Source organism: Paenibacillus pasadenensis, from assembly GCF_023715725.1.
In the GTDB taxonomy this organism is placed as follows: Bacteria; Bacillota; Bacilli; order Paenibacillales; family Paenibacillaceae; genus Paenibacillus_O; species Paenibacillus_O pasadenensis_A.
In genome coordinates, this window is the sequence record NZ_JAMBOT010000007.1 from 26,801 (window position 1) to 48,517 (window position 21,717).

18 protein-coding genes are annotated in these 21,717 nt (G+C 49.9%); 2 read left to right on the plus strand and 16 right to left on the minus strand.

Going from position 1 to position 21,717, the window contains the following annotated elements:
* Nucleotide 1 precedes the first annotated feature (1 nt).
* The 6 genes from M3223_RS16890 to M3223_RS16915 form a co-directional block, all read right to left on the minus strand.
* Complete coding sequence (locus M3223_RS16890) at nt 2–967, minus strand: carbohydrate ABC transporter permease (RefSeq protein WP_251563666.1); 966 nt, start codon at nt 965–967, stop codon at nt 2–4.
* On the minus strand, nt 967–3,897 hold the full coding sequence (locus tag M3223_RS16895) for an extracellular solute-binding protein (protein ID WP_251563668.1): 2,931 nt from the start codon (nt 3,895–3,897) through the stop codon (nt 967–969). The genes M3223_RS16890 and M3223_RS16895 overlap by 1 nt, the downstream gene beginning before the upstream one ends.
* A 19-nt stretch (nt 3,898–3,916) precedes the next feature.
* On the minus strand, nt 3,917–5,038 hold the full coding sequence (locus M3223_RS16900; RefSeq protein WP_251563670.1) for an ABC transporter ATP-binding protein: 1,122 nt from the start codon (nt 5,036–5,038) through the stop codon (nt 3,917–3,919).
* Between the two features lie 66 nt (nt 5,039–5,104).
* Nucleotides 5,105–6,886 (minus strand): right-handed parallel beta-helix repeat-containing protein, encoded by a 1,782-nt coding sequence (locus M3223_RS24560; protein ID WP_251563672.1) that lies wholly within the window; start codon nt 6,884–6,886, stop codon nt 5,105–5,107.
* A 237-nt stretch (nt 6,887–7,123) separates the two neighbouring features.
* Nucleotides 7,124–8,131 carry a LacI family DNA-binding transcriptional regulator gene (locus M3223_RS16910; RefSeq protein ID WP_251563674.1) on the minus strand — a complete coding sequence of 336 codons (1,008 nt, stop codon included), beginning with the start codon at nt 8,129–8,131 and terminating at the stop codon, nt 7,124–7,126.
* Between the two features lie 478 nt (nt 8,132–8,609).
* Nucleotides 8,610–9,485, minus strand: a complete 876-nt coding sequence (locus M3223_RS16915; protein ID WP_251563676.1) for a nucleotidyltransferase-like protein — start codon at nt 9,483–9,485, stop codon at nt 8,610–8,612.
* 135 nt (nt 9,486–9,620) lie between these two features.
* Here M3223_RS16915 and M3223_RS16920 point away from each other — a divergent pair, with 135 nt between their 5' ends.
* On the plus strand, nt 9,621–10,019 hold the full coding sequence (locus tag M3223_RS16920) for a YgzB family protein (RefSeq protein WP_251563678.1): 399 nt from the start codon (nt 9,621–9,623) through the stop codon (nt 10,017–10,019).
* A 92-nt stretch (nt 10,020–10,111) separates the two neighbouring features.
* Here M3223_RS16920 and M3223_RS16925 read toward each other — a convergent pair whose 3' ends face one another.
* The 9 genes from M3223_RS16925 to M3223_RS16965 all read right to left on the minus strand — a co-directional run bounded on the left by M3223_RS16925 (nt 10,112) and on the right by M3223_RS16965 (nt 19,896).
* Nucleotides 10,112–11,833 (minus strand): glycosyl hydrolase family 18 protein, encoded by a 1,722-nt coding sequence (locus M3223_RS16925; protein WP_251563681.1) that lies wholly within the window; start codon nt 11,831–11,833, stop codon nt 10,112–10,114.
* A 124-nt stretch (nt 11,834–11,957) separates the two neighbouring features.
* Entirely contained in the window at nt 11,958–12,395 is a 438-nt protein-coding gene (perR, locus tag M3223_RS16930; protein WP_251563683.1) for a peroxide-responsive transcriptional repressor PerR, read from the minus strand.
* Nucleotides 12,396–12,502: 107 nt separating this feature from the next.
* Nucleotides 12,503–14,404: a DUF4097 family beta strand repeat-containing protein gene (locus M3223_RS16935; protein WP_251563686.1), complete on the minus strand. Its 1,902-nt coding sequence runs from the start codon at nt 14,402–14,404 to the stop codon at nt 12,503–12,505.
* Entirely contained in the window at nt 14,401–15,126 is a 726-nt protein-coding gene (locus tag M3223_RS16940) for an MgtC/SapB family protein (RefSeq protein ID WP_251563688.1), read from the minus strand. The genes M3223_RS16935 and M3223_RS16940 overlap by 4 nt, the downstream gene beginning before the upstream one ends.
* Before the next feature lie 163 nt (nt 15,127–15,289).
* Nucleotides 15,290–16,732 carry an Asp-tRNA(Asn)/Glu-tRNA(Gln) amidotransferase subunit GatB gene (gatB, locus tag M3223_RS16945; protein WP_251563689.1) on the minus strand — a complete coding sequence of 481 codons (1,443 nt, stop codon included), beginning with the start codon at nt 16,730–16,732 and terminating at the stop codon, nt 15,290–15,292.
* Between the two features lie 36 nt (nt 16,733–16,768).
* The gene (gatA, locus tag M3223_RS16950; protein WP_251563691.1) at nt 16,769–18,217 is read right to left on the minus strand and encodes an Asp-tRNA(Asn)/Glu-tRNA(Gln) amidotransferase subunit GatA; all 1,449 of its coding nucleotides are present in this window, start codon (nt 18,215–18,217) and stop codon (nt 16,769–16,771) included.
* Nucleotides 18,218–18,248: 31 nt separating this feature from the next.
* On the minus strand, nt 18,249–18,536 hold the full coding sequence (gatC, locus tag M3223_RS16955) for an Asp-tRNA(Asn)/Glu-tRNA(Gln) amidotransferase subunit GatC (protein ID WP_251563693.1): 288 nt from the start codon (nt 18,534–18,536) through the stop codon (nt 18,249–18,251).
* A 240-nt stretch (nt 18,537–18,776) separates the two neighbouring features.
* Complete coding sequence (locus tag M3223_RS16960; protein WP_251563695.1) at nt 18,777–19,484, minus strand: metal-dependent hydrolase; 708 nt, start codon at nt 19,482–19,484, stop codon at nt 18,777–18,779.
* 28 nt (nt 19,485–19,512) lie between these two features.
* Nucleotides 19,513–19,896 (minus strand): ATPase, encoded by a 384-nt coding sequence (locus M3223_RS16965; protein ID WP_251563697.1) that lies wholly within the window; start codon nt 19,894–19,896, stop codon nt 19,513–19,515.
* Nucleotides 19,897–20,101: 205 nt separating this feature from the next.
* On the opposite strand from M3223_RS16965, the gene M3223_RS16970 reads away from it, so the two are divergent.
* A complete protein-coding gene (locus M3223_RS16970) occupies nt 20,102–20,980 on the plus strand; it encodes a hypothetical protein (RefSeq protein WP_251563699.1) in 879 nt (292 codons plus the stop codon).
* Between the two features lie 149 nt (nt 20,981–21,129).
* On the opposite strand, the gene M3223_RS16975 is transcribed toward M3223_RS16970, so the two are convergent.
* The gene (locus M3223_RS16975; protein ID WP_251563701.1) at nt 21,130–21,528 is read right to left on the minus strand and encodes a RidA family protein; all 399 of its coding nucleotides are present in this window, start codon (nt 21,526–21,528) and stop codon (nt 21,130–21,132) included.
* Nucleotides 21,529–21,717 lie beyond the last annotated feature (189 nt).

The window sequence follows — 21,717 nt, forward strand, 5'->3', positions numbered from 1 at the left end:
GCTATTCACCTTCCTTTTGACCAAACAGGCGGTAGCTGAGTTTCATGGCAAAATATGAGATGACTAGCAGCACGACGGAAACCATGGATGCGTAACCAAGCTCATATCTCAAAAACGCGTAATCGTCGACATGGTTTAAGATCAAATGCCCGGAATACTGCGGACTGATCGGCGCACCGGACAGCTGTGTTGAGATCGCGCCTGCCTTCAGCGTTCCGACAATTGCCATGACGGAGCTGAACAGCATTTGCGGTTTCATCGATGGAACGGTAATGTAGAAAATCTCCTGCAGGCGGTTGGCAATACCGTCGATGCGGCCCGCTTCATACAGCTCGCGGTTGACCGTATCAAAGCCGGCAAGCATTGCCAGAAAGCCGACGTTAAAGCCCATCCATACCGTAACCACGATCATGATATCCAGGAAGTAATCCGGCGTTTGCAGCCACAAAATCGGTGCTTTGATAAAACCGAATTTGAGCAAAAAGTGGTTGAGATAACCGACATAGTCACCGCTGAACGCAGCCTGCCACACGACTGTCAGCGCAAGCCCTCCGACCATGGAGGGCGCGTATATGGCCAGTGCGACGATATCCCGGACGCTTTTTGGCAGCTGGTAGATGAGCCAAGCCAGGAAAAAGGTCAGCACATAACCGACAGGTCCGACAAAAAAGGCGAATTTGATCGTGTTCGGCAGAGCGTATTTCATGAAAATCTGATCCTGGGTAATGAGCGAGATAAAGTTGTCAAAGCCGACAAAACGCGGCATATGAAACCCGTCATACGAGGTGAAGCTCATGAACATCGCCATAAACACCGGGACTAGAATAAACAGCGTAAAACAGATCAGGAACGGCGCCAGGAAAATGTACGACAGGCGCTGCCTCCATAATGCCGACAGCATTTTTTGAATCGAGATGGCGGGCATCATGCGCATGGGACGCTTTGTGGTCGTTAGATTTGGTTTCATTAACGAGAGGCCCCCCAATCGTATGGCTTAATATCGGAATCCATACGCAAATCCTGCGATGATGTGATCCCCAGATTTTTTTGTTTTCTAAGCATTTCTTTTTCAAGCGAACTGATTGATTTATCCAGAGATTCCTTCGGCGGAACCTTGTCAACAACAACCCGGTTCCAGGCGAACTCCAATTCACGAGTCAGGAAGTAGCCGCCAGGCACGTTTGGCACGTTTTTGATCCAGCGATTTTGCTCCAGAATCGCGCTCAGATCGTCCGGCGACCAAGGCATTGTAGCCAGCGCGTTCATATTGGCCGTATTCCAGCGGTACTCAACGCCGAAGTACGATTCAATGTTGCTGCCGTACTGCCGCTGAACTTCATCCGAGGTCCACCATTTAAGGAAGGTCCAAGCTTCTTCCTTTTTATCGCTTTTGTCCAGAATCATCGAAGCCATCTGTCCGTTCTGAGCCCATCTTGCAATTTCCCCGTCGCCCTGCGCGATGCCTGGCATCGGTGCAACGCCCCAGTCTCCGCGGATTTCCGGCGCCGAGGACAGCAGCTGGAGATAAGTGTTGAAATCGGCTACGCCGATCGGCATGTCTCCCAGCTTGAAGTGGTTAAAGAAGGATGGAACGTCTTTTGGAAGACCGTACTTCGTGAACAACTCGGCCCATAACTTGAATCCGTCATAGGCTCCGTCCGTATTGAATCCAGGGCGAAGGCCGTCTTCCGAGTAAAACTCCGCTCCATTCATGTAGAAAAACGGCGCAAAGTCTTTATTCGGATAGTAGAAGGTCATTCCGGCTTCCTGCAGCGAAGGAAGCAGCTTTTTCACATCGTCCCATGTTTGCGGAAGCTCTTCCCCGAGTCTCTCCATCACGCTTTTCCGATAGAACATAAGATGGAAGATTTGCGTTTCCGGAAGAGCGAAGACGCCTTGGTTGTATTGGAACGCCCTCATTCCGCCTGGATGAAACCGCTTTACAATTTCTTCATAATCACTGAACTTCGTAAGGTCGGCTGCTGCTCCCCGCATTGCAAAATCCACCGGGGTATCCTGCCATACGCCGAGCACTGCATCCGGCTGATCGCCGCCGGCGTTGCTCAAAATCAGCGCATTCGGATCAGGCATTAGGTTAACGTTTACTTTAATGCCGTACTTTTGCGTAAACTCCTGATTGATCATCTCTTGAAGCAGGTTGGCGTAATCGCGGTTACGGCCGATCCATACATTCAAGCTCTCTTTTTCGTTGAATTCACGCGTATCGTATTTTTGATAGAAGGTGCGGAAAAAGTTGCCCAGCATGTATGGCGCTTGAATCAATGCGCCAGATTCCTTCAAGCCGGTTTTAGTGCCAGGCTCTCGAACGACCAAATAATCTACCGTCATACCCTGCAGATTGTAAGACTCAAACCAGGCGCCCAGCTTTGATTCCGCATCAGCAAAGGAACGCAGCGAATTCGGAATTTTATCAACATCTGCCATCATGTCATCCACGATGGAAATGCCGGTTTTGATCGTGTTCGTAGCTGTCGAGGAGTTCTGGTTCATTCCGTTCAAATATCCTGTAATGGCGTCCAGTCTGTCCCGGATCGACTGAAGCCTCGTTTTGATATCTGGAATGTAGCTTGCCAAATCCCACGTACGGGTGCTGTCACCGCTGTTCGCGCCGTAATCACCGGTTACTTTCCGGACTTCTCTCTCAAGCTCGTAAATGTCGTCGATCGTTTCGCTAAGCGAAAGATACGGACTGTTGACCCCCGATGCATCCGCTGTCATGCGTATAACGTGTTTGCCTTTTTCCAGATGGAACTGGTACGGCTTGCCTTCCGTGTCTTGAAGCGTGTAGATGTCCAGTCTCTTATTGTAAGGGAAGGTATAATGAAGCATTTCGCTAAATGGAACTTTTCCGTCGATTGCAATCGTACGGTATACATTGGTGTTGCCTTGATAACGCTGAAAATATTTGACGTCAAGCTCGTACATGCCGGTTTCCGGCACTTCAAACTCCCACTCAATCCACTCGCCGGGCTTTTTCCAGCGCTCTCCGTCAATAACGTTGTACTTAATTCTTCCGGCAGGATCAGGCGACACATGAGCCTCGTTGCGGCTGCCCGTCTGCACGGAGGTATGTGATTTTTGCTTGTAAAGCTCCGCCTCGATTTTGGTAAACCAGGATTTCCCTTCGCTCTTTGCGTCCGCATTTTTCAGGTATTCCGCATAGGCCGGAATTTGAGCAGGAGCAATGAAACGAATGGTTTTCCACAGCATCGGCTCGTTCTGGGCTTCAAACCGGATCGTGTGTTTACCCTTCGCCAAGTAAAACTCCAGCGGCTTGGAGGAAAGGTTAAAGTCGGAATAAACCATCGACTTCCAGCCTGGGATCTGGACTTGTTGGGAACGGATTTCATTTCCCAGCACATCCTTATTGTAAGGAACGGTTTTATCCCGCCAATGCTTAACGAATTCAATGGAACCGGCTTCAGCAAACGGAGCTTTTCCGTCGATTTTCAGTCCGTAATTGATCGAGACGCTGCTTTCGCTTGCCGATGTATACAGCACCTCCAAATTGTAGAGACCGTCCTCCGGAATGTCGATCTCCCACTCCACGGCGCCGCTTCCATTTTTCCAGTCCAGAACTTCCGTTCCAGATTCGGCGTCTTTTACCTTCTCCGTCCTCGCACTGCCGGAAACGGTTGTATACGCTGCCGCCTGAATCTCGATCGGCTGACCGGCATAGCTTTTTTTGCCTGCTGCCGTATTCTCGCGCAGCAGCGACTGATAGAACGGGATGCCCTGATCGTTTTTCTCCGGCACCTTCACGTTATCGGCCGAGATCGTCGTAAAGGAGTTTTTGTCCGTAACAGATTTAATGCTGTAATACCCTACGACGACGGCAATAATCGCTAAATATATGAGGGGCTTGCGATATTTCATAAGAATGCCTCCGTTCCATCTAGCGGCAGATCGAATTACCGGTCGTCTCGTCAAAGAAATGCGCTTTGTCCATTTGCAGCGCAATCTCCAGCTTTTCCTCCGGCAAATACTCTTCGCTGGCTTCAACGATTCTCGATATGACCTGCTCTTCTCCCAGTTTTAAATACAGGAACGTATCTGCGCCCATCAGCTCTTTAATCTCGATTAAAGCGTTTACTTTCCAGTCCGGGAAGTTGTTGACCACAGCTCTCTCGCTAATGACATGTTCGGGGCGCAGGCCGAGCACGATAGAGCGCAGGTTGTTCGGATTCACTTTTCGGATGTGAGGATAGTAGGATTCAGGAATCCTCATTCTCATTCGTTTGTTTTCAAAATAGAATCCGTTCGAGCTTTCCGTAATGGCTCCTTTAATGAAGTTCATTGCAGGAGAGCCGATAAATCCGGCAACAAACATATTGCTTGGATTGGAATAAACGACGGAAGGCGTATCGACCTGTTGAATGAGTCCGTCCTTCATGACCACAATGCGCGTCCCCATCGTCAGAGCCTCTGTCTGGTCATGCGTTACATATACGGTCGTCGTTTGCAGCGACTGATGCATCTTAATCAGCTCGGCGCGCGTCTGCGCTCTCAGCTTGGCATCCAGATTGGAAAGCGGTTCGTCCATCAGAAACACCGCCGGCTCCCGCACAATCGCCCTGCCCAGCGCAACGCGCTGTTTTTGTCCGCCGGACAGCTGGCTTGGCTTTTTCTCCAGATGATTCGTAATTTCCAAAATGCGCGCCGCCCGTTTAACCCTGAGTTCAATTTCATGCTTTGCTACCTTGCGGAGCTTTAAGCCGAGAGCCATATTTTCATAAACAGAAAGGTTAGGGTACAGAGCGTAGTTTTGGAACACCATCGCGATATCCCGGTCTTTTGGCGACACATAGTTGATGAATTTGCTGCCAATATAAATTTCACCTTTCGAAACTTCCTCAAGTCCCGAAAGCATACGCAGCGTGGTCGTTTTGCCGCAGCCGGAAGGGCCAACCAGGACGAGGAATTCCCCATCCGCGATCTCAAGCTGGAAGTCCTTTACGGAAGGTTCCTTTTCGGATTTGTAGTATTTATAGACGTGACGAAACGAAACACTCGCCATTATGACTCACCTTCGCTTTCGTGTTAAGTCATCCCTTGGAATGCGCTTTCAATTTTATCACATGGTTCAGAAAGCCAGCCCTTTTTCTTTCCATAATTCATCTAAAGATAATGATGCGTAATTGTTGCTCAGATCGATCGTTTCCGTTCCAATTGTACCTTGCAGCTGATCCGGAAGGAATTCGTTGTTTTCAATAATAATATTTTTGCAATTGCGGAACGACAGCGCGTTCATTAATGAAGATGTTGCCGGATACCGCTCTGAGCGTTCCACCGTATTCCCTGAGAAAACGATGCCGTCGACCGAGTTTGCATTAACCAGCGTCGGATGGAACGTAACGAAGCGATTGCCCTCGATACGGATATTGGCATGGTAACAGTCCTCGTGCGGATTGTTCGGGTCAATCTCAGGATCAATATCAATCGCCGCGTGTCCCCACTGCGGATAACAGTAATTGCAGTCTTGGAATGTGTTGTTGCGAATCGTAATGTCCTGAACGGCCCCGGACTCGTACCAGTAATTGCCGTCTCCCGAAATTTTGATGCCTGCTCCAGGCGTGCTGATTACGTTTTGCTCCACCAGCACTTTGCCGGCAGTCGTAATCAGGAATCCTCTAGCCCGGTTTCCTCTTACTACACTTTTACGGATCGTCAGATCGGCCTTCCAGGAAATATTTTCGATCAGATCCTCAGCGCCAACCGACGCCGGAAGCTTCTGAGTGAAAGTAACCAGACTGTATTCCGGGTTGAGTGTCTTCACTTCTTTTACAACGGCCAGCTCGAATGGCAGCAGCGATACTCGATTCAGGAAGCGTACCGTTTCTCCTGGGAGAGCAACCACTGCACCTCTTTGCTGTGAATGCACCAGCTGAACCATGATCGTATGTTCGTCGACCAGTTCCGTAATTGGAGAATAAATTCCGTGAACATTGCAAGGATCATCCATTTGATTTTCGAACAGGCAGCCTTCCAGCAGAATGCTTCCACGGCAATACACGAAATGTGTCGCATCGGCTGCTGTGGAGAACAACCGGCCCGAACCCGGCTTGATCATGACGTTAAATGCGTTCAGCTTAATGTTTTCGCTGCGTTGAGCGATAACGCCCATGCCAATCGTGTGGTACATATTAATGGAAGCAAGCTCAACCTCGGTGCTGTTGTTAATAAACACCCCCGGACAATCCCGGTAGCCGCATTGGAAGATCAGCTCGTTGCCGATTTTTGGCTGCTCGCCGGCACCATGATAACGCAGCAAGCCGGGAGCGAGCTCTTCCACTTTGAACTTCAGATAGCTGCCGTAGTTAAGATAATCTCCGCTTCCGTAGGCGGGGCCTTTCGTTTGGGAATCCATCTCGATGATTCCTTTGCAAGGCTCCGTCCATCCCTCGCCTAGAAAAATCAGACTGTTTTCGACAACTTCATACGGGTATTCCTTTGGTATTTCAACATCGAATGTTCCATCCCCTACCGCAATTACTTTTCCTTGAGAAAGAATTGGGCGTTCCCAGTCGATACTAGCATTTTTTACTGTAATATCATCGCAGCCGTCAAGCACAAAGGGCACTGTCAAACCATGAAAGATGAACTCAGAGCCCTGTCCGTCGATAGTAAGCCCTTTCATTTCAAACAATGGAAATGCAATCCTGCGGTTTTTATCCTGATCATGATTCGGGATAAAGTACTGCTTCTCTACCGCTTTATCCGGCCAAAAATGATAGCGCCCCTTTGGAAAAAGCAGCGTAGCCCGATCCAGCTCCCTGCAGCTTTCAATGGCTCTGAATACGGCGACGGTTGCGTCCTTTTCTTGATCCGGCCCAACACCAAAGTCCTGTATGTTGACAATAGACACTCTCATCTCTCCGATCCCAAAATCTCTCTTAGTCGTCAAGTAAAAATTAACGTGGAATTTCGACTTAATATCTTGATCTGTTTTTAGTTTAATTTAGTTTAATTTAAACGTCAACTAGTAATTTTTTTGGATGAGAGAACATATAGAACGAACTTGATGCATAGCTAAAAAAGCCATCTCCTCAAGGTAAAACACTCCTTGAAGGGATGGCTGGAACAGCTATATTCGTCTTTAAACTTATAGAGATTGCCGCTCCACATAAGTGGTCGGCAAAATATAGCGAATCGGAAAATCCCGTTCCTCGCGCAGCTTGGAAATTGCGGCCTGTACCGCCATAACGCCGATTTCAAAAGTCGGTACGCTAATTGTCGTCAGACCCGGCGTAAGGTATCCGCCCATTTCGTTATTGTCAAAGCCCAGTATTTTGACCTGCTCCGGCAGCTGAACGCCTTTTTCCCGGAAAGCGTGCATCGAGCCGATCGCAATGAGGTCGCTGGCTGCAAAAACAGCCTCAGGAAGCTCGTTCGTCCGTTCCAGAAATTCCGACATGGCGGACTTGCCTGATTCAATCTCCCAATCCTCATGCTCAATAATAAACTCCGGGCGGAGCTCTTTCCCAAGCAGCTTGTGGGCATCGGCAAAAGCCTCGTACCTGGAGCTGGCCTTGGAGCCGATGAATGCCATTTTATCAAAACGGTTCACCAGCTTGGATTTGAGCCAGCCCAGCGTATCCGCGTAAAAATCGATGCCGACATAGTCTACGTAATCCGGAATGAACTTGGGTTCAATTCCGGCAATCGTGACCTGAATATTCTTGTTTTTGAGCATGTTAAAATATTCAGGATTGGTGCCAGCCACCCAAATAATTGCATGAACACCCAATTCTTCCAGCTTATCGCATAATTCGGACGGTTTATAAAGGTCCAAATCAAGACAGTTAAAGGCAATCGGGATGCCTTTTTTGACCGCCTCCGATTCAATGCCCTTAATAATATGATAGCCGTAAGAGCCTTGAGACGCATAGGATGAGAGTCCCAGGACGTAAGCGAGCTTATAGGCAGTCTGCGGCTTCTCCGCCGCAACGCCTTTTTTGCTTTTCACTTTATAATTCATACTTTCAACAAGCGACCAAATTAGCTTTTGAGTTTCTTCGCTGCAAACGCTTGTATCGTTAAAATTGACGACGCGGGATACGGTTGTAACCGATAGATTCGTTTTCTTCGCGATATCTTTCAACGTGACCATGCTTATCCTCCTCGACTCAACCTGACTGCCGCAGAAACGTTCATTTATCTACTTTACTTTATCCCAACTTTAAAAATCAATAATTATACTTAAATTAATCTAAAATTAAATTGAAAACGTCTTGAAAGCTTACGCGTTCGACAAAATTGAGCAGCTTGTTTCTGTCAAAATCTTAACCGCCTGTTTGGTATCTCCAATTGGCCTCAATGCTTATCTTATCAAAAATTCAGTGCAATATATAACTCAATCCGGATCAAAATCAATTTATTTTCATTCAAATCGAGTCTTCCTTACTAGTTAATTATTCTGATTATACAATTCTGCTTGAAAATCCGAATTTAATATCCTCATTTTACAAATGTTAGTTAGAATATATGATATAGGTATAGGTTGATCTGCATATTAAAAAAGCATCCGCCGCAGGGAAACCTGCGAGCGGGATGCTTTCCGGTAACTGGAGTTGAGTCAGAGAAGAGGATTACCTCGGCAGCTTGTAGCGAAGTTCTAGTGCATCCGGCTCAAGAGGACCCGCAAGCACCGCAACCTCGCGCAAATAACCGCGTTGCACGCTTTTTTGCAGCAGCAAGGAAAGATCGATCGGCAGATCGGAAAGCGCAGGATGGCGGGAAAGCTCAGACATGCTCCACGGCTCATCGCGAGATCCCATAATTTGAAATATAAGCGTACAGCTTGATTTCATTTTGCTCATCATCGAGAATTCACAGGCAAGCAGCACCAATTGAATGCGCTGCTCCAATGTTTCCGGGCTTGTTGAAAGTTCTTCATAGAGCTTGTATATACCGGGGTGAAACCGCCGCATTTGGCGCCAGACCGAAGGCTCGGGATGTCTGCCGGCCTCGATCAGCTCCAAATGCGCGTAATGATTAAGCGTTTTGATAATGTGATTGTGGGCATCCAGCAGGAAGCCGTCTTCAATATTCTGCTTAGCCAGCAGAAAGGAATGCAAAAATTGGCTGTATTCAACCAGCAGCTTACGATTCATCAGCTCATCCGAATATATGCGAACATCCGATTTCAAGCGTTCGATCACATCCTCCGGATCATAAATAATGTCGCCGCGCAGGATCCACTCCATGACGTCTCTATGCCGGCTGTTCTTAATCCAGTTCAGAAGAAGATCGCGGGCCACACGCTGAATCATGACATGCTGGCCATCCATGCGCCGGTGCTCAATGGAGGAGGAATTGCAGGCTGTCTCACTGACGACAAGAAGAAGCACATCCAGCCCTTCCAGCTGACGCTGAAACGGATACGGATCTCGGACGGCCACAAGGCCGATTACATCTTCCTCCTGCTCAATCAAGCTGGAAACCTGTTTGTTCAAAATTTCCACAACGTTATCCCCCATATAGCTTCCACAGGATGTTTCCGCTATAATAATATTCTGTAGGTTTATTTCGACAAACTCCGGCGGTTTCCTGCCGATGCTGTAACAATTCGGGACTTCGTGAAGGGATTGTGGAACAAAATGCTACTAAAGTCCAGTAAAATCAATGAATTTCGTCTATGGGGCCTAGTTCTGATTCTGGTCGGGATGGGCGTTATGATTCTTGGGACCGCAGGCATCGTATTCTGGGGACAAACAGGCAAGGTTTTTGCCGGAATATTTATGGTTATCGGCATGATTGCCCTTCTGATTAGCGTCGGCATTTACTTCTGGGCCGGTATGCTGTCTACCAGCGCCGTCATGCTGATCTGTCCGGAATGCGGACGCCAGACCAAAATCCTTGGCCGCACCGACCGCTGCATGTATTGCAAGACGATTTTAACGCTTGATGCCCAAAATGCCACGCATGGCTTGGACGAGCAAATTCAAGCGGAATCAGCTGCTCCAGCGAAGCAAGACGCGCCGTCTTCACAAGGCTGACATTACTTCCGCCTCAACATGACCTTCACGCCAAAAGCCGCTTGTCCTTCTTCAGTTCAACTGAAGCGGACAAGCGGCTTTTTATATTGGATTTACTTTTTGAGCTCGCTGTCGATAACCTTCCAAATGCTGTCCGTTTGAAAAGAACGGGCCCAAGTCGCGACGCCGGCTAAGCCGTATTTATGAACAAGCTGCACCCTTGCCTTAATCGACACCTCATCCTCGATCCAGATCCGCTTAGTCAGCTTATCGCTCTCCGCGTATTCGACATAATTCTGGCCCGCGTCCGAATCGAAAGTCGGTTTAAGCTTCCGCTCCCCGATAAGCTTTTTGACGGCGTCCATGCCAACCGCTTTGGAGCTCACGTCAACACTTCCGTCCGCAGCTTTTGTTTCGCTCCAAATTCTTGTATACAGCGGCATGCTCAGCACCAGCTTGGAGGCGGGAACGCTGTCCTCCTCGAGCAGCCGTTTAAGCGATTGCTCTACCCATGGAAGCGAAGCGACGGAGCCGGATTTGGGACTGGCTGCCCAATGCTCGTCATATGCCATCAGCATCATGTAATCAACGCTTTGCGCCAGCGCTTTGCGGTCCAAAAAGAGCGACCACAGCTCACTGTTTGACTTTGGCGTAACATCAATCGATACGATAAGCCCGGCGTCATGCAGCATCGGGGTCATCTCCCGCACAAACTGCACCAGATTTTCCTTATCCGCGGTATACACATTTTCAAAGTCAATATTGATGCCCTGCAGCTTGTACATCTTAGCATAAGCAAGCAGCTGTTGAATCATTGAAAAGCGCGCTTCGGCGCTGGCAAGCACTTTAGTCGTAAGCTCCGGGTCAAAGGCATTGCTGAAAAGCCCCCATACTTGAATTCCGTTTTTGCGCGCCCAAGCGGAATAAGCGGCATCAGCTTTGCTGCGGATTTGTCCGCTTTCGTCACTCAGCTCGAACCAGGTCGGGCTGACTACGTTAAGCCCCTGCATAGCGGGATATTTTGTAGGATCAGGCTGTTTGTTATAAACAGCTTCCCACGTCATATTAATTTTTTGGCCTTCCTTCCAAGGAAGGTTCGGTTTCTCTTCTTTGAGCGGAGGAATCGTTTCCTCGCCGGTAAGCTTCAGCTCTTTTTGACGGACATAACCGCTGTTTCCAGCAGGTCCTTGAACTTTGTACCAGCCCTCCAGCTCTTCCCATACCGTCATTTTGCCGCCGGCTGGAGCAACCTCGACATACGGGCTGCGAATGGACGGTTCAGTGCGGATATAGGCTTTTTCTTCGAGCGGCTCAGCCGTCTTTAGCTTGTCCCCCGCCTTTACCAGCGTCACGATGCCGGATATTTCCTGCACCTCAGCTTGTATGCCATAGAGGGTCGTAAGCGGCTCCAGCGGCGTATATATCCGTCCGTCCCGCTCGTCCGGGGCGACGGCCAGCTGAATCGGCTTGTTGCCGAGCTTCGCCTGCTGATCATTTTCCTTCATTCGCAGCACTTGGGAATCGCTTGTGAGAATAATTGACTGCGACTCTTTTTCGTAATGCACCGGAAGCTCGCTTCCCAGCACTTCAACGAGAGCTTCCAGCGGAATCAGCGTTTCGTCCTTTTCGAACACAGCGCCAGCATTTAAGTATTTGCCTTCATAAAAAATAGGGTGATCCGTCCCGTATTCCGGCTTTTCATGCTTTTTGCTCGGAACTAAATTCATATAAGCCGCCCATGCGCCGGCAACCATTCCAATAATGACGCAAAATCCGATCAGCTTTTTAAATCCGCCGTTACGGCGCCGGCCGCCGTAGGCGTTGCTTCTACTCATGATTCACTCTCCTTCAGTCTACCGTTATGACGAGCCGCTGCGCGGAAAAGTTGTCCCTATCAGTCTATGAATCGGCTAGCAAAATAATGAAAAACCTGGGGAAGCACAATCGCTTCCGCCAGGTTCAGTTGTGATGCGCGGCCGCGCCGCATTGGGTGCACACCCCGTAAATTTCCATTCGGTGGCCCTCCACCCGGAATCCGGTCTCTCTGGAAGCAGCCCGTTCCACCTCCATCAGAGGAGGGTAGTCAAAATCAACGATATCCCCGCAAAGCTTGCAGATCGCATGATAATGATCGGATAGATTCGCATCAAAGCGGCTGGAGTCGTCTCCATAGGTCAATTCCCGCACCAGGCCGGCTTCGACGAAAAGCCGCAGGTTATTGTAGATCGTTGCGACGCTCATGCTCGGGAAATCAGGTGACAACGCTTTATAGATCTCATCCGCAGTCGGATGAGTCATGGAGTTCATCAGAAACCCAAGAATCGCGTGACGCTGCGGGGTCATGCGGACGCCGCTTGATTTAAGCTGCTCTAAAGCTTGTTCTACGCTGGCTCCCATACCCGAATCACGCCTTCCTTATAGTGTTAATTACTTTGTAGTAGTTCTATTGTACGCACGGAATTAACGATTTGTCAACGAAGGAGGGCGCCCAAAGGCTGGAATTGTCAAGGCGTTGCCGGATACGCCATGATCGAAATATCGCTGTTAGCGTCAACGCGAATTCGATGCGTGCCTAGTCCAATGATGCCTTCAACCGTTTTGTTTGTCACCTCAAGCGGCAGCTCTGACGTGATGGCGCCAAACGTCACCGCTCCGTCCATCTCAAAGGAAGCTGTTTTCGGAAGCGACAGCTTCACCTCGCCGATGGAGCTGCTGATCGTCCAATTGCCTCCGACAACAGAGCTGCGGATGCGAATTTGTCCGTTCAACGTATCCGCCTGCAAGCTATCCTTTGCGTCCTCTACTTGAATGAAACCGTTTTTCGTCTCAAGAATCGCCTTTCCCGCAACTTTGGCAATATCCAGATTGCCGTTGCTCGTTACGGCGCTGAGCTCTCCCTCGATGCGCGACGCTGTAATTCCGCCATCTCTAGCGGTCAAATGAACGTCTCCTTTAATACCCGTCGCCGTTATGTCGCCGGTGCTCGTTTCGGCCTGGACAGGACCAACAATGTTGTGCAGCTCAATGGAGCCGTTCCGGTTGCCCAATGTAACGCCTCCTTTAACGGTAAGCCCCGCTACGCTAACGCTTCCGTTGCCAGCTTGAAGCGTTAGCTTAACTGCATCCTTGCCGGGAGCTTCCGTAGGCGATACAGATGGGCTCGGCGTGCCGGCGGCGAGCAGCAGCACATTGCCGGTATGGTCCGGTCCGCTCGTTGCAGATGCCGGTCCCACAAGAGGAGAGGAAGAAGGTGAAGGACTCGGCTCGTCCTCCTGTGTCCGCAAGGAGCTTTCCAAATCTGCCGGTACTGTTACGATCAGGTTATACCGGGGCAACCGGGAGCCGTTCGCACCGTATGGCATGCCTTGCGCCGTAATCTGCAGCTTGTCGTCAGCACTGAGCTTAAGCTTGGATTTTTGGCTCACGGTGTCGGCTTCCTCTGAATCAGCCGTATCCACCCATAATTCCGCCTGTACCGTAACAAGCTTTGAATCCGGGTCGCTTGAGGCCTGAATCCGAACATCGCCATTCGGGTTGTCGATTACAACGCTCGATACTGAGCTTTCAAGCGGCAGCTCAAGCGGCTCCTGACTGTAGCGGAAGCCTTTTTCCTCGGATAAATTCTCCAGGCTTACTCTTCCCGCATATTGATCCAGCCAGCGAAAAGGCAGTCCGCCATATTGCGTTACAAGATAAGCGGATCCGACAAATACGATTGCAGCAAACACCGCTCCTGTGCCGGCAGCAAGCCGCCGGCCTGGATTGCGACGCTCCAGCAGCTGGTACATCAGCATTTCAACGCCTGCCAGTACGAATAGCAGCGGCCACCAGGCGGAGAGCAGCCCAATATCGTTGCGTTCCTTAACCTGATCCCATAATAAGATGAACCCGCAAACCGCTAAAACTGCGCCTGCGCTGAACCGGCCCAGACGAAACAATTCCGGCTTTCGGCGAAAGCCCATCCAAACCGCCAGAATAAGCAGCACAACGCCAGACGCCATATCGCCAATCCAATCCAGACGCGGCTGCACCGCTTCCGTCGGCCGGATCAGGAAAAACAACAGCAATCCTCCGAGCACAAGCATAATGCTATGTTTCGGAGTAAGCGGCCCGATGCGGCTATCCGTCCCTGGCGCCAGCTTGTTGCGGCTGGAAATTTCCAACGCATCAAATACGCTGAAAAAGTACAGCGCAGGCAGCGCATATCCCAAATACAAAAGGAGCAGCGCCCGGCTGCCGCTTGTCGCATCCGAGAAACGGACAAGTGCAGCCAGATCAAGCAGCACGAGCAGCAAAATCATTAAACCCCGCCCGTACCAGCCCAGATATAGATGTCCCCCTCCCGGCATAACGGCGGCAAACAAGCCGGTCAGCCACCGGCTTTTTGGACGCTGCCCCCCGCTCATTCGGCGCTCACCGCGTGAACGCCCTCAAGCGATTTTATTTTTTCCATTAATGGAATCAGCTTATCCTGCTTGGGAAAACTAACGTTAAGCAGCAGCATCACTCTGGAGCGCTCCAGCTCCCGGTCGCCGTATTCCTGCAGTGACAGCCTGCGCATAATAACGCCCTGCTCGGTCAGCAGTGCGCTTAATGCCATCAGCAGCGTTTCCTTTTCATCCGCCAGCACCTTGATATGGTGCTGCTTTTTGCCGTTGCTGAATTTTTTCTCCAGCTTGTTGAGTACAACGAGCACGAGCAGCACGAGCACCGTAGTGGCTACGGCGGGCAGCAGGAACCCTGCGCCGACTGAAAGTCCGATCGCTGCCACGACCCACAAAGTTGCTGCAGTTGTCAGACCCGTTATCGATTTACCAGTAAAAAGAATCGTTCCTGCGCCTAAGAAACCGATACCAGTTATAACTTGAGCAGCAAGGCGGGCCGGGTCGAGCCGTACATTCGTTTCATTGACGAATTGGGCAAACCCGTAAATTGACAATAACATAAGCAGGCAGGAGCCGAGGCAAACAAGGATATTCGTTCTAAGGCCTGCCGCATGATTGGACTGCTCCCGCTCAAAACCGACCAAACCTCCAAGCAGCACCGCTAAAAAAAGCCTCAATAATAATTCCCATTCATTGATATACCACGGACTATTCGGAGCAATTGAATTCATCACACTGTTCATGGAATGCCTCCCGAATCAAGAATGCGGCTGACAGCGCCGGATAACGGATAACCCTCAGGCTACTATATGCGGCGGATGCCGGTAATTAGGATGAGCTAAAATTGCGGGATATAGGAAAAACCGCCCTCCTAAGCCTGGAGGGCGGCCGCTGCGGAACGAGCGATTAACGATTGAGATAATCGACCAGCAGCTTGTTGGCGAGTCCCGGATTGGCTTTGCCGCGGGATTCCTTCATCACTTGGCCGACGAGGAAGCCAATCGCTTTTTCCTTGCCAGCGCGGTAATCTTCCACCGACTGCGGATTGGCGGCAACGACTTTTTCTACGATGCCTTTAATAGCGCCTTCGTCGCTGATTTGCACCAAGCCCTGTTCTTCGACGATTTGCTGAGGCAGCTTGCCGCTCTCCAGCATTTCCTTAAAGACGGTTTTGGCGATCTTGCCGCTGATCGTGCCTTTTTCCAGCAGTCCGATCATCTCTCCGAGTCCTTGGCCGGTAATCCGTACCGCATCAATTTCTTTATTGTTCTGGTTCAAATAAGCGAGCAAATCGCCCATGATCCAGTTGGAGACAGCCTTGGCATCCTGCGTATAGCCCAGACTTTCTTCAAAGAAATCAGCCAGCTTTTTGGAAGAAGTAATGACCCCTGCATCGTAAACGGGCAGCCCATACTCCGTTGTATAACGGGCTTGCCGCGCATCCGGCAGCTCTGGAATGGAGGCGCGCACGCGTTCCTTCCATTCGCTGTCGATATGCAGCTGCACCAGGTCCGGGTCTGGGAAATACCGGTAGTCATGCGATTCTTCCTTGCCCCGCATCGAAAACGTTTTGCTCTGGGAATCGTCCCAGCGGCGCGTTTCCTGCACGACAGTGCCGCCAGAATCGAGAATGTCCGCTTGGCGCATCTGCTCGTACTCAAGACCGCGCTGCACGCCACGGAAGGAGTTCATGTTTTTCAGCTCGGCGCGCGTGCCGAATTTCTCCTGGCCCCAAGGGCGCAGACTGACGTTGGCATCGCAGCGCAGGCTGCCCTCTTCCATTTTCACGTCGGAAACATCGCAGTATTGCATAATAGCGCGAAGCTTCTCCAGATAGGCCTTTGCCTCCTCCGGCGAGCGTAAATCCGGCTCCGACACGATCTCCACGAGCGGCGTGCCGACACGGTTGAAATCGACGAGCGAAGCGTAGCCGCCCTCGACATGCGTCAGCTTGCCTGCATCCTCCTCCAGATGAAGGCGGGTAATGCCAATACGTTTTGTTACCCCGTTGACCTCAATGTCAATCCAGCCGTTCTCGCCGACTGGCTGGTCGAATTGAGAAATCTGATACGCCTTGGGCGAATCGGGATAAAAATAGTTTTTGCGGTCGAATTTGCTCACGTCGGCGATGGTGCAGTTAAGCGCCATCGCGGCTTTCATCGCATAATCGACTGCCTGCCGGTTGAGCACCGGCAGAACGCCGGGATGACCGAGGCAGATGGGACAAGTATGGGTATTCGGCGGGGCTCCGAACGATGTGGAGCAGCCGCAAAAAATTTTGCTGGCCGTATGAAGCTCCACATGCACCTCAAGCCCGATGACCGTTTCGTACGAATTGAATTGCGTCATGGCTAAAGCTCCTCCTGCTTGCATGATACGGGCGCTCTACAGCTGCGGGCGCGCCTTATGATGATCCGTGTTCTGTTCAAAGGCATGCGCTGCGCGCAGCACTGTCGCTTCGTCAAACGCTTTGCCAATCAGCTGCAGGCCGACCGGAAGGCCGTCTGCAAACCCGCAAGGGACGCTGATAGCCGGAACGCCGGCCAGACTGACCGGAATCGTGACGATATCGTTCATGTACATCGCGAGCGGATCGCCGACCTGATCTCCCAGACGGAAGGCAGGCGTTGGCGCCGTCGGTCCCAGCAGCAGGTCGTATTTCTCAAATGCTTGATCAAAGTCGCGTTTGATCAGCGTGCGTACCTTTTGGGCTTTCAAGTAGTACGCATCGTAGTAACCGGAGCTCAGCGCGTAGGTGCCGAGCATAATGCGGCGTTTAACCTCTTGGCCGAAGCCCTGGCTGCGCGACTTGCGGTACAGATCAATCAGATTATCCGGATTGTCCGCGCGCACGCCGTAACGGACGCCGTCGAAACGGGCCAGATTAGAGGATGCTTCCGAGGAAGACAGCAGGTAGTAGGTCGCGACCGCATATTCGGTATGCGGCATGGACACTTCCTCCCATGTAGCGCCGAGACTCTCGAAAACTTTAAGCGCCGCCTGCACCGACTCTTTTACTTTCGGATCGATGCCCTGGCCCATGTATTCCTTGGGAACACCGATGCGAAGCCCTTTGACGTCGCCGGTCAGCGAGCTGATATAATCGGGAATCGACACATTCGCCGAGGTGGAATCCATTCCGTCATGACCTGCTATAGCTTGCAGCACATAAGCGGAATCCTCAACGTTTTTGGTGACGGGGCCGATTGCGTCAAGCGAGGAGGCAAACGCCACCAGGCCGAAGCGGGATACAAGCCCGTACGTCGGCTTCAGACCGACAACGCCGCAGTAGGAAGCAGGCTGGCGGATCGATCCGCCTGTGTCGGAGCCGAGCGCAAAATACACTTGTCCAGCCGCAACGGATGCGGCGGAGCCTCCGCTGGAGCCGCCCGGCACATAATCCGTGTTCCACGGATTGCGGACCGGCTTCACGCTGGAGTTCTCGTTGGAGCCGCCCATCGCGAACTCGTCCATGTTCAGCTTGCCGATTGTAACGGCGCCAGCCGTGCTCAGCTTGCCTGCGGCCGTCGCGTTATAGATCGGATCGTAGTTGGAAAGAAACTGGCTGGCGCAAGTCGTACGCAGTCCCTGTGTGACGATGTTGTCCTTGATGCCCGCAGGCAGCGCGTGCAGCAGCCCTTTCTCCGCACCGGCCCGGTCCAGCTCAGCCGCTCTAGCCCGCGCTCCTTCCTCGTTCAGCGCCAGAAACGCGCCTATGCGCTGGTCCGTTTCAGCAATGCGCTTGAAGGACGCCTCGGTCAGCTCGGCCGCCGACAGCTTGCCGGATGCCAGCTCGTTATGTAACTCTTGCAACCGCATATCAAATAAAGCCAACCGTTGTTCCTCCTTTCAATACTTGAACCCGTTATTCCAGCACCGCCGGAACCTTGAACTGTCCGTCCTCGTCATCCGGAGCGTTCTGCAAAGCCGTCTCGTTGGACAGCGACTCCTTCACGGCGTCTTCACGCATGACGTTTGTTACCGGCAGCACATGGCTGGTCGGCTCCACGCCTTCCGTATCCAGCTCGCCAAGCTTCTCGGCGTATTTCAAAATCGCATTTAACTGGCCGGTGAACTGCTCTTTCTCCTCCGCGCTCAGCTCCAGCCGCGCCAGGTTGGCCACATGCTCGACGTCTTGAACCGTGATGCTCATTGCTCTAATCCCCCTTGCCTTGTGTCAAAGCGTTGACTATATTCAAATCATTCCTTGTATTATACCTTGATTACGCCAACATTCTCAATGCAAAGCGTTAATCAAGCAGTATGGTGAGCGCAGCAATTCGCATGTTTTCCCCGGCCGCTTTTAAAAGCACAAAAAAAGCAAGCAGCCGTAACAAATTCCGGTTGCTTGCCTGCTGACTCGAGTGTATGGCTGAGTCCGTCTCTTTTGAAGTTAACCTTCCAGCGCTGATAAATCGACCTGGCCGCCCGGCTCAACGACCTGGCCGCGAATGCCGAGCTCTCCAAGCTTGGCCACAAAGGCTCCGGCATCCTGCCTAATCGGCGGGAACGTGTCGTAATGAACAGGCACAACGAGCTTGGCTCCGTACCATTCGGCCGCCTGAAGCGCATCCTCAGGTCCCATCGTGTAATGATCGCCAATAGGAATAAATGCGACATCCGGCTTCAACCTGCGTCCAATGAGCGCCATATCCGAGAATAAACATGTGTCGCCTGCGTGCAAGAAACGGATTCCTTCCACCTCAATGACGTAACCAGCCGGCATGCCGCCATAGATAATTTTTTGTTCTTCGGCAATTACTATGCCCGAGCTGTGAAAAGCCGGAATCATCGTTGCCTTGGCAAAACCGAGATCCACCGTTCCGCCCATATTCATCTCAAGGGTTTTGGCCCCTTTCCAGCCCATATAGGCTGCAAGCTCCGGAATCGCCACAATCGGCGCTCCAGTACGCTTGGAAATCGACGCTGCGTCCAGAATATGATCCTGATGCGCATGGGTGAGCAAAATGTAATCTGCCTGCACTTCTTCCGCACTCGTTTTGGCGAGCGGGTTGCCGCTCAAAAACGGATCTACTAACAGGGACTTGCCATTATCCAGCGTAATTCCAATACAGGACTGACCATGAAATACAACTTCCATCATGCCACACCCTTTCACAAGTATCGTATTAAATCCAAGCTTTGAGATTCACCTGGCGGATAAAATCCTCGCGGCTTTGAACGTCCTTGGAGGAGGCCTCTTCCTCCTGAGGTTCGGCAGTGTCTCCCTTTACAATGCGGTTGAACAATTCTTCATTATGCGTCGCCAAGGCAAAATCAATGAGCGCCTCGCGCTCAATACGGTCTGCTTCAAAACGAAGCAGAACTTCCTCAACCTCCACATCGTCCCCCGGGACGAGAAAATTGCGGTTTTCAGCAGGCACTCTTACTACATAATCAAATACATTATCCGCATTGCGGTCATACGCAATTATATATCCATACTCCCCGACAGGAAGATTCTGCTCATATTGATCGGACACGATCACGATCTTTTCCCCGAGCTTTAACATTCGTAACCCCTCCCCTAACAGCTCTATTAAAAATTGTACTAGATGAGAGTAGGGTTAGCAAACGGTGGAAGAGTTCGTTTCTTTTAAATCAACTCGTAATCCAAATGGACATCTCAGCTTCCTGGTTTACCCAATTAAGATTGTAGTGTACTATTTTAATGAAAATTTACAATCAAATTCAATAGTTGTGTGGGAGGTAATATAATTGATTGAATTTAACGGAGAATCACTCAAAGATAATGAAATGAATATAATTAATACCGCAAAAAAATATTCAGAAACAAAAAAGTGGAGCATTGTAGAACATGAATCGAACTATTTACTTCTTTCACCTCACCCAAAATGTGAATCATTAGAATTCGATTTTACTTCAGGTTCAAAATTTGAAGGATCTATTAAAACTATATATGCCCCTGAGTCCGTTCATATTGAAATTGTTGATTTATTTATTGAATTAAAAAAATTAACAAAATACCTGGAATTATATGATGTATCAGGAAAATGGGATAACGAATTTAAAGTAGACTTAAGCTTCGAATTGAATCGCTTTTTTGAATTATCAACAAAAATAGAGAAAAACTTTAAACTAACTAAAAGTCAGAAATTAATGGAGGGCGCGCCAAAAGGAGATATACAATACTGGACCGAGGATTATCATAATGATTTTTTGGATTCAGATATCATTAAACATATCCTGTCTGAAAACATAAGAGATTCGATATATTTAATGTCATCCGAAGAACTACATGAAACCCTAACAAATAAACATAATTCTGTAATTGGCTTATATCCGATTAACTATCAAGATAATTTCTTTCATTTTTTTGTGCATATGGCTTTTCTTTGGGCATGGGAAATTTCCAATGTTAAAGGAATTTCAAGAAGAAAAAATAATTGCATAGCATTTGCATCAGCTCTTTATGATGGAATTTGCGGAGAAGTGTTAAACGGATATGTGAATAAGAAACATAAAAATGCTTCAGATTTGCTCTTAGAAATATATAAAATTAAAGGTGCTGTAGATCAAGACCAGACGATAGAAATTTTATTATCCTTGGCTGTCTATTGTGAAGTAATTAAATAATAACAAAGCAGGACGTTATTTAACCCACTCCTCCATCCGGCTGAAATTCAAGCCTGCCTCATACCTCGAAATAGTGCCGCAATAAAAACACTCACGCTTAGCCAGTCTCTCCTGACTTAAAGCGCGAGTGTTGGAATCAGCCTATTCAATTATACTTTCGCTGCCCAAAGCTCGATTTCAATCTTAATCTCCGGCAATCCCAACTCGGAAATATAACCGACGGTCATAGCAGGATAACTCCCGCCAAACAGGGCTTCCCAATCGGCATATAGGAAATCCCAATCGATCTTTTCGGTTGCCCATAGATTAGCTTTAATAACATTCTCCGAAGTCAAATTCTCGGAATCCAACACGCTTTTGATATTGTCAAACGTGTTCCGAATCTGTTCGTTCATCGGTTCCGGTATTCGGCCGTCCTTGTCGGTGCCGATTTGGCCGGAGGTTACGTACAGCTCTGCATTTCTCGGAATCTTGGTCAGATGGGTATAATTCCCTACAGGGCCCGGCATTCCCGCCGGGTTGCTGCGTACGATTGTATTCTTGTCCATTTCAAAACCTCGCTTCGATTAAGTACTGTTTCATTACAGAATCAATTAAGGACAGAGCTATCCCGTTACACCCGATTCTAGAAAAAAACAGCCGTGGAGTAGCCATAACCCGAAGGCAAACTTAGCAGAGACTTTTTCTTCATGGCCGGCAACTCCTCTCTACGAGATGTCTTGAATTCAATTCATAAT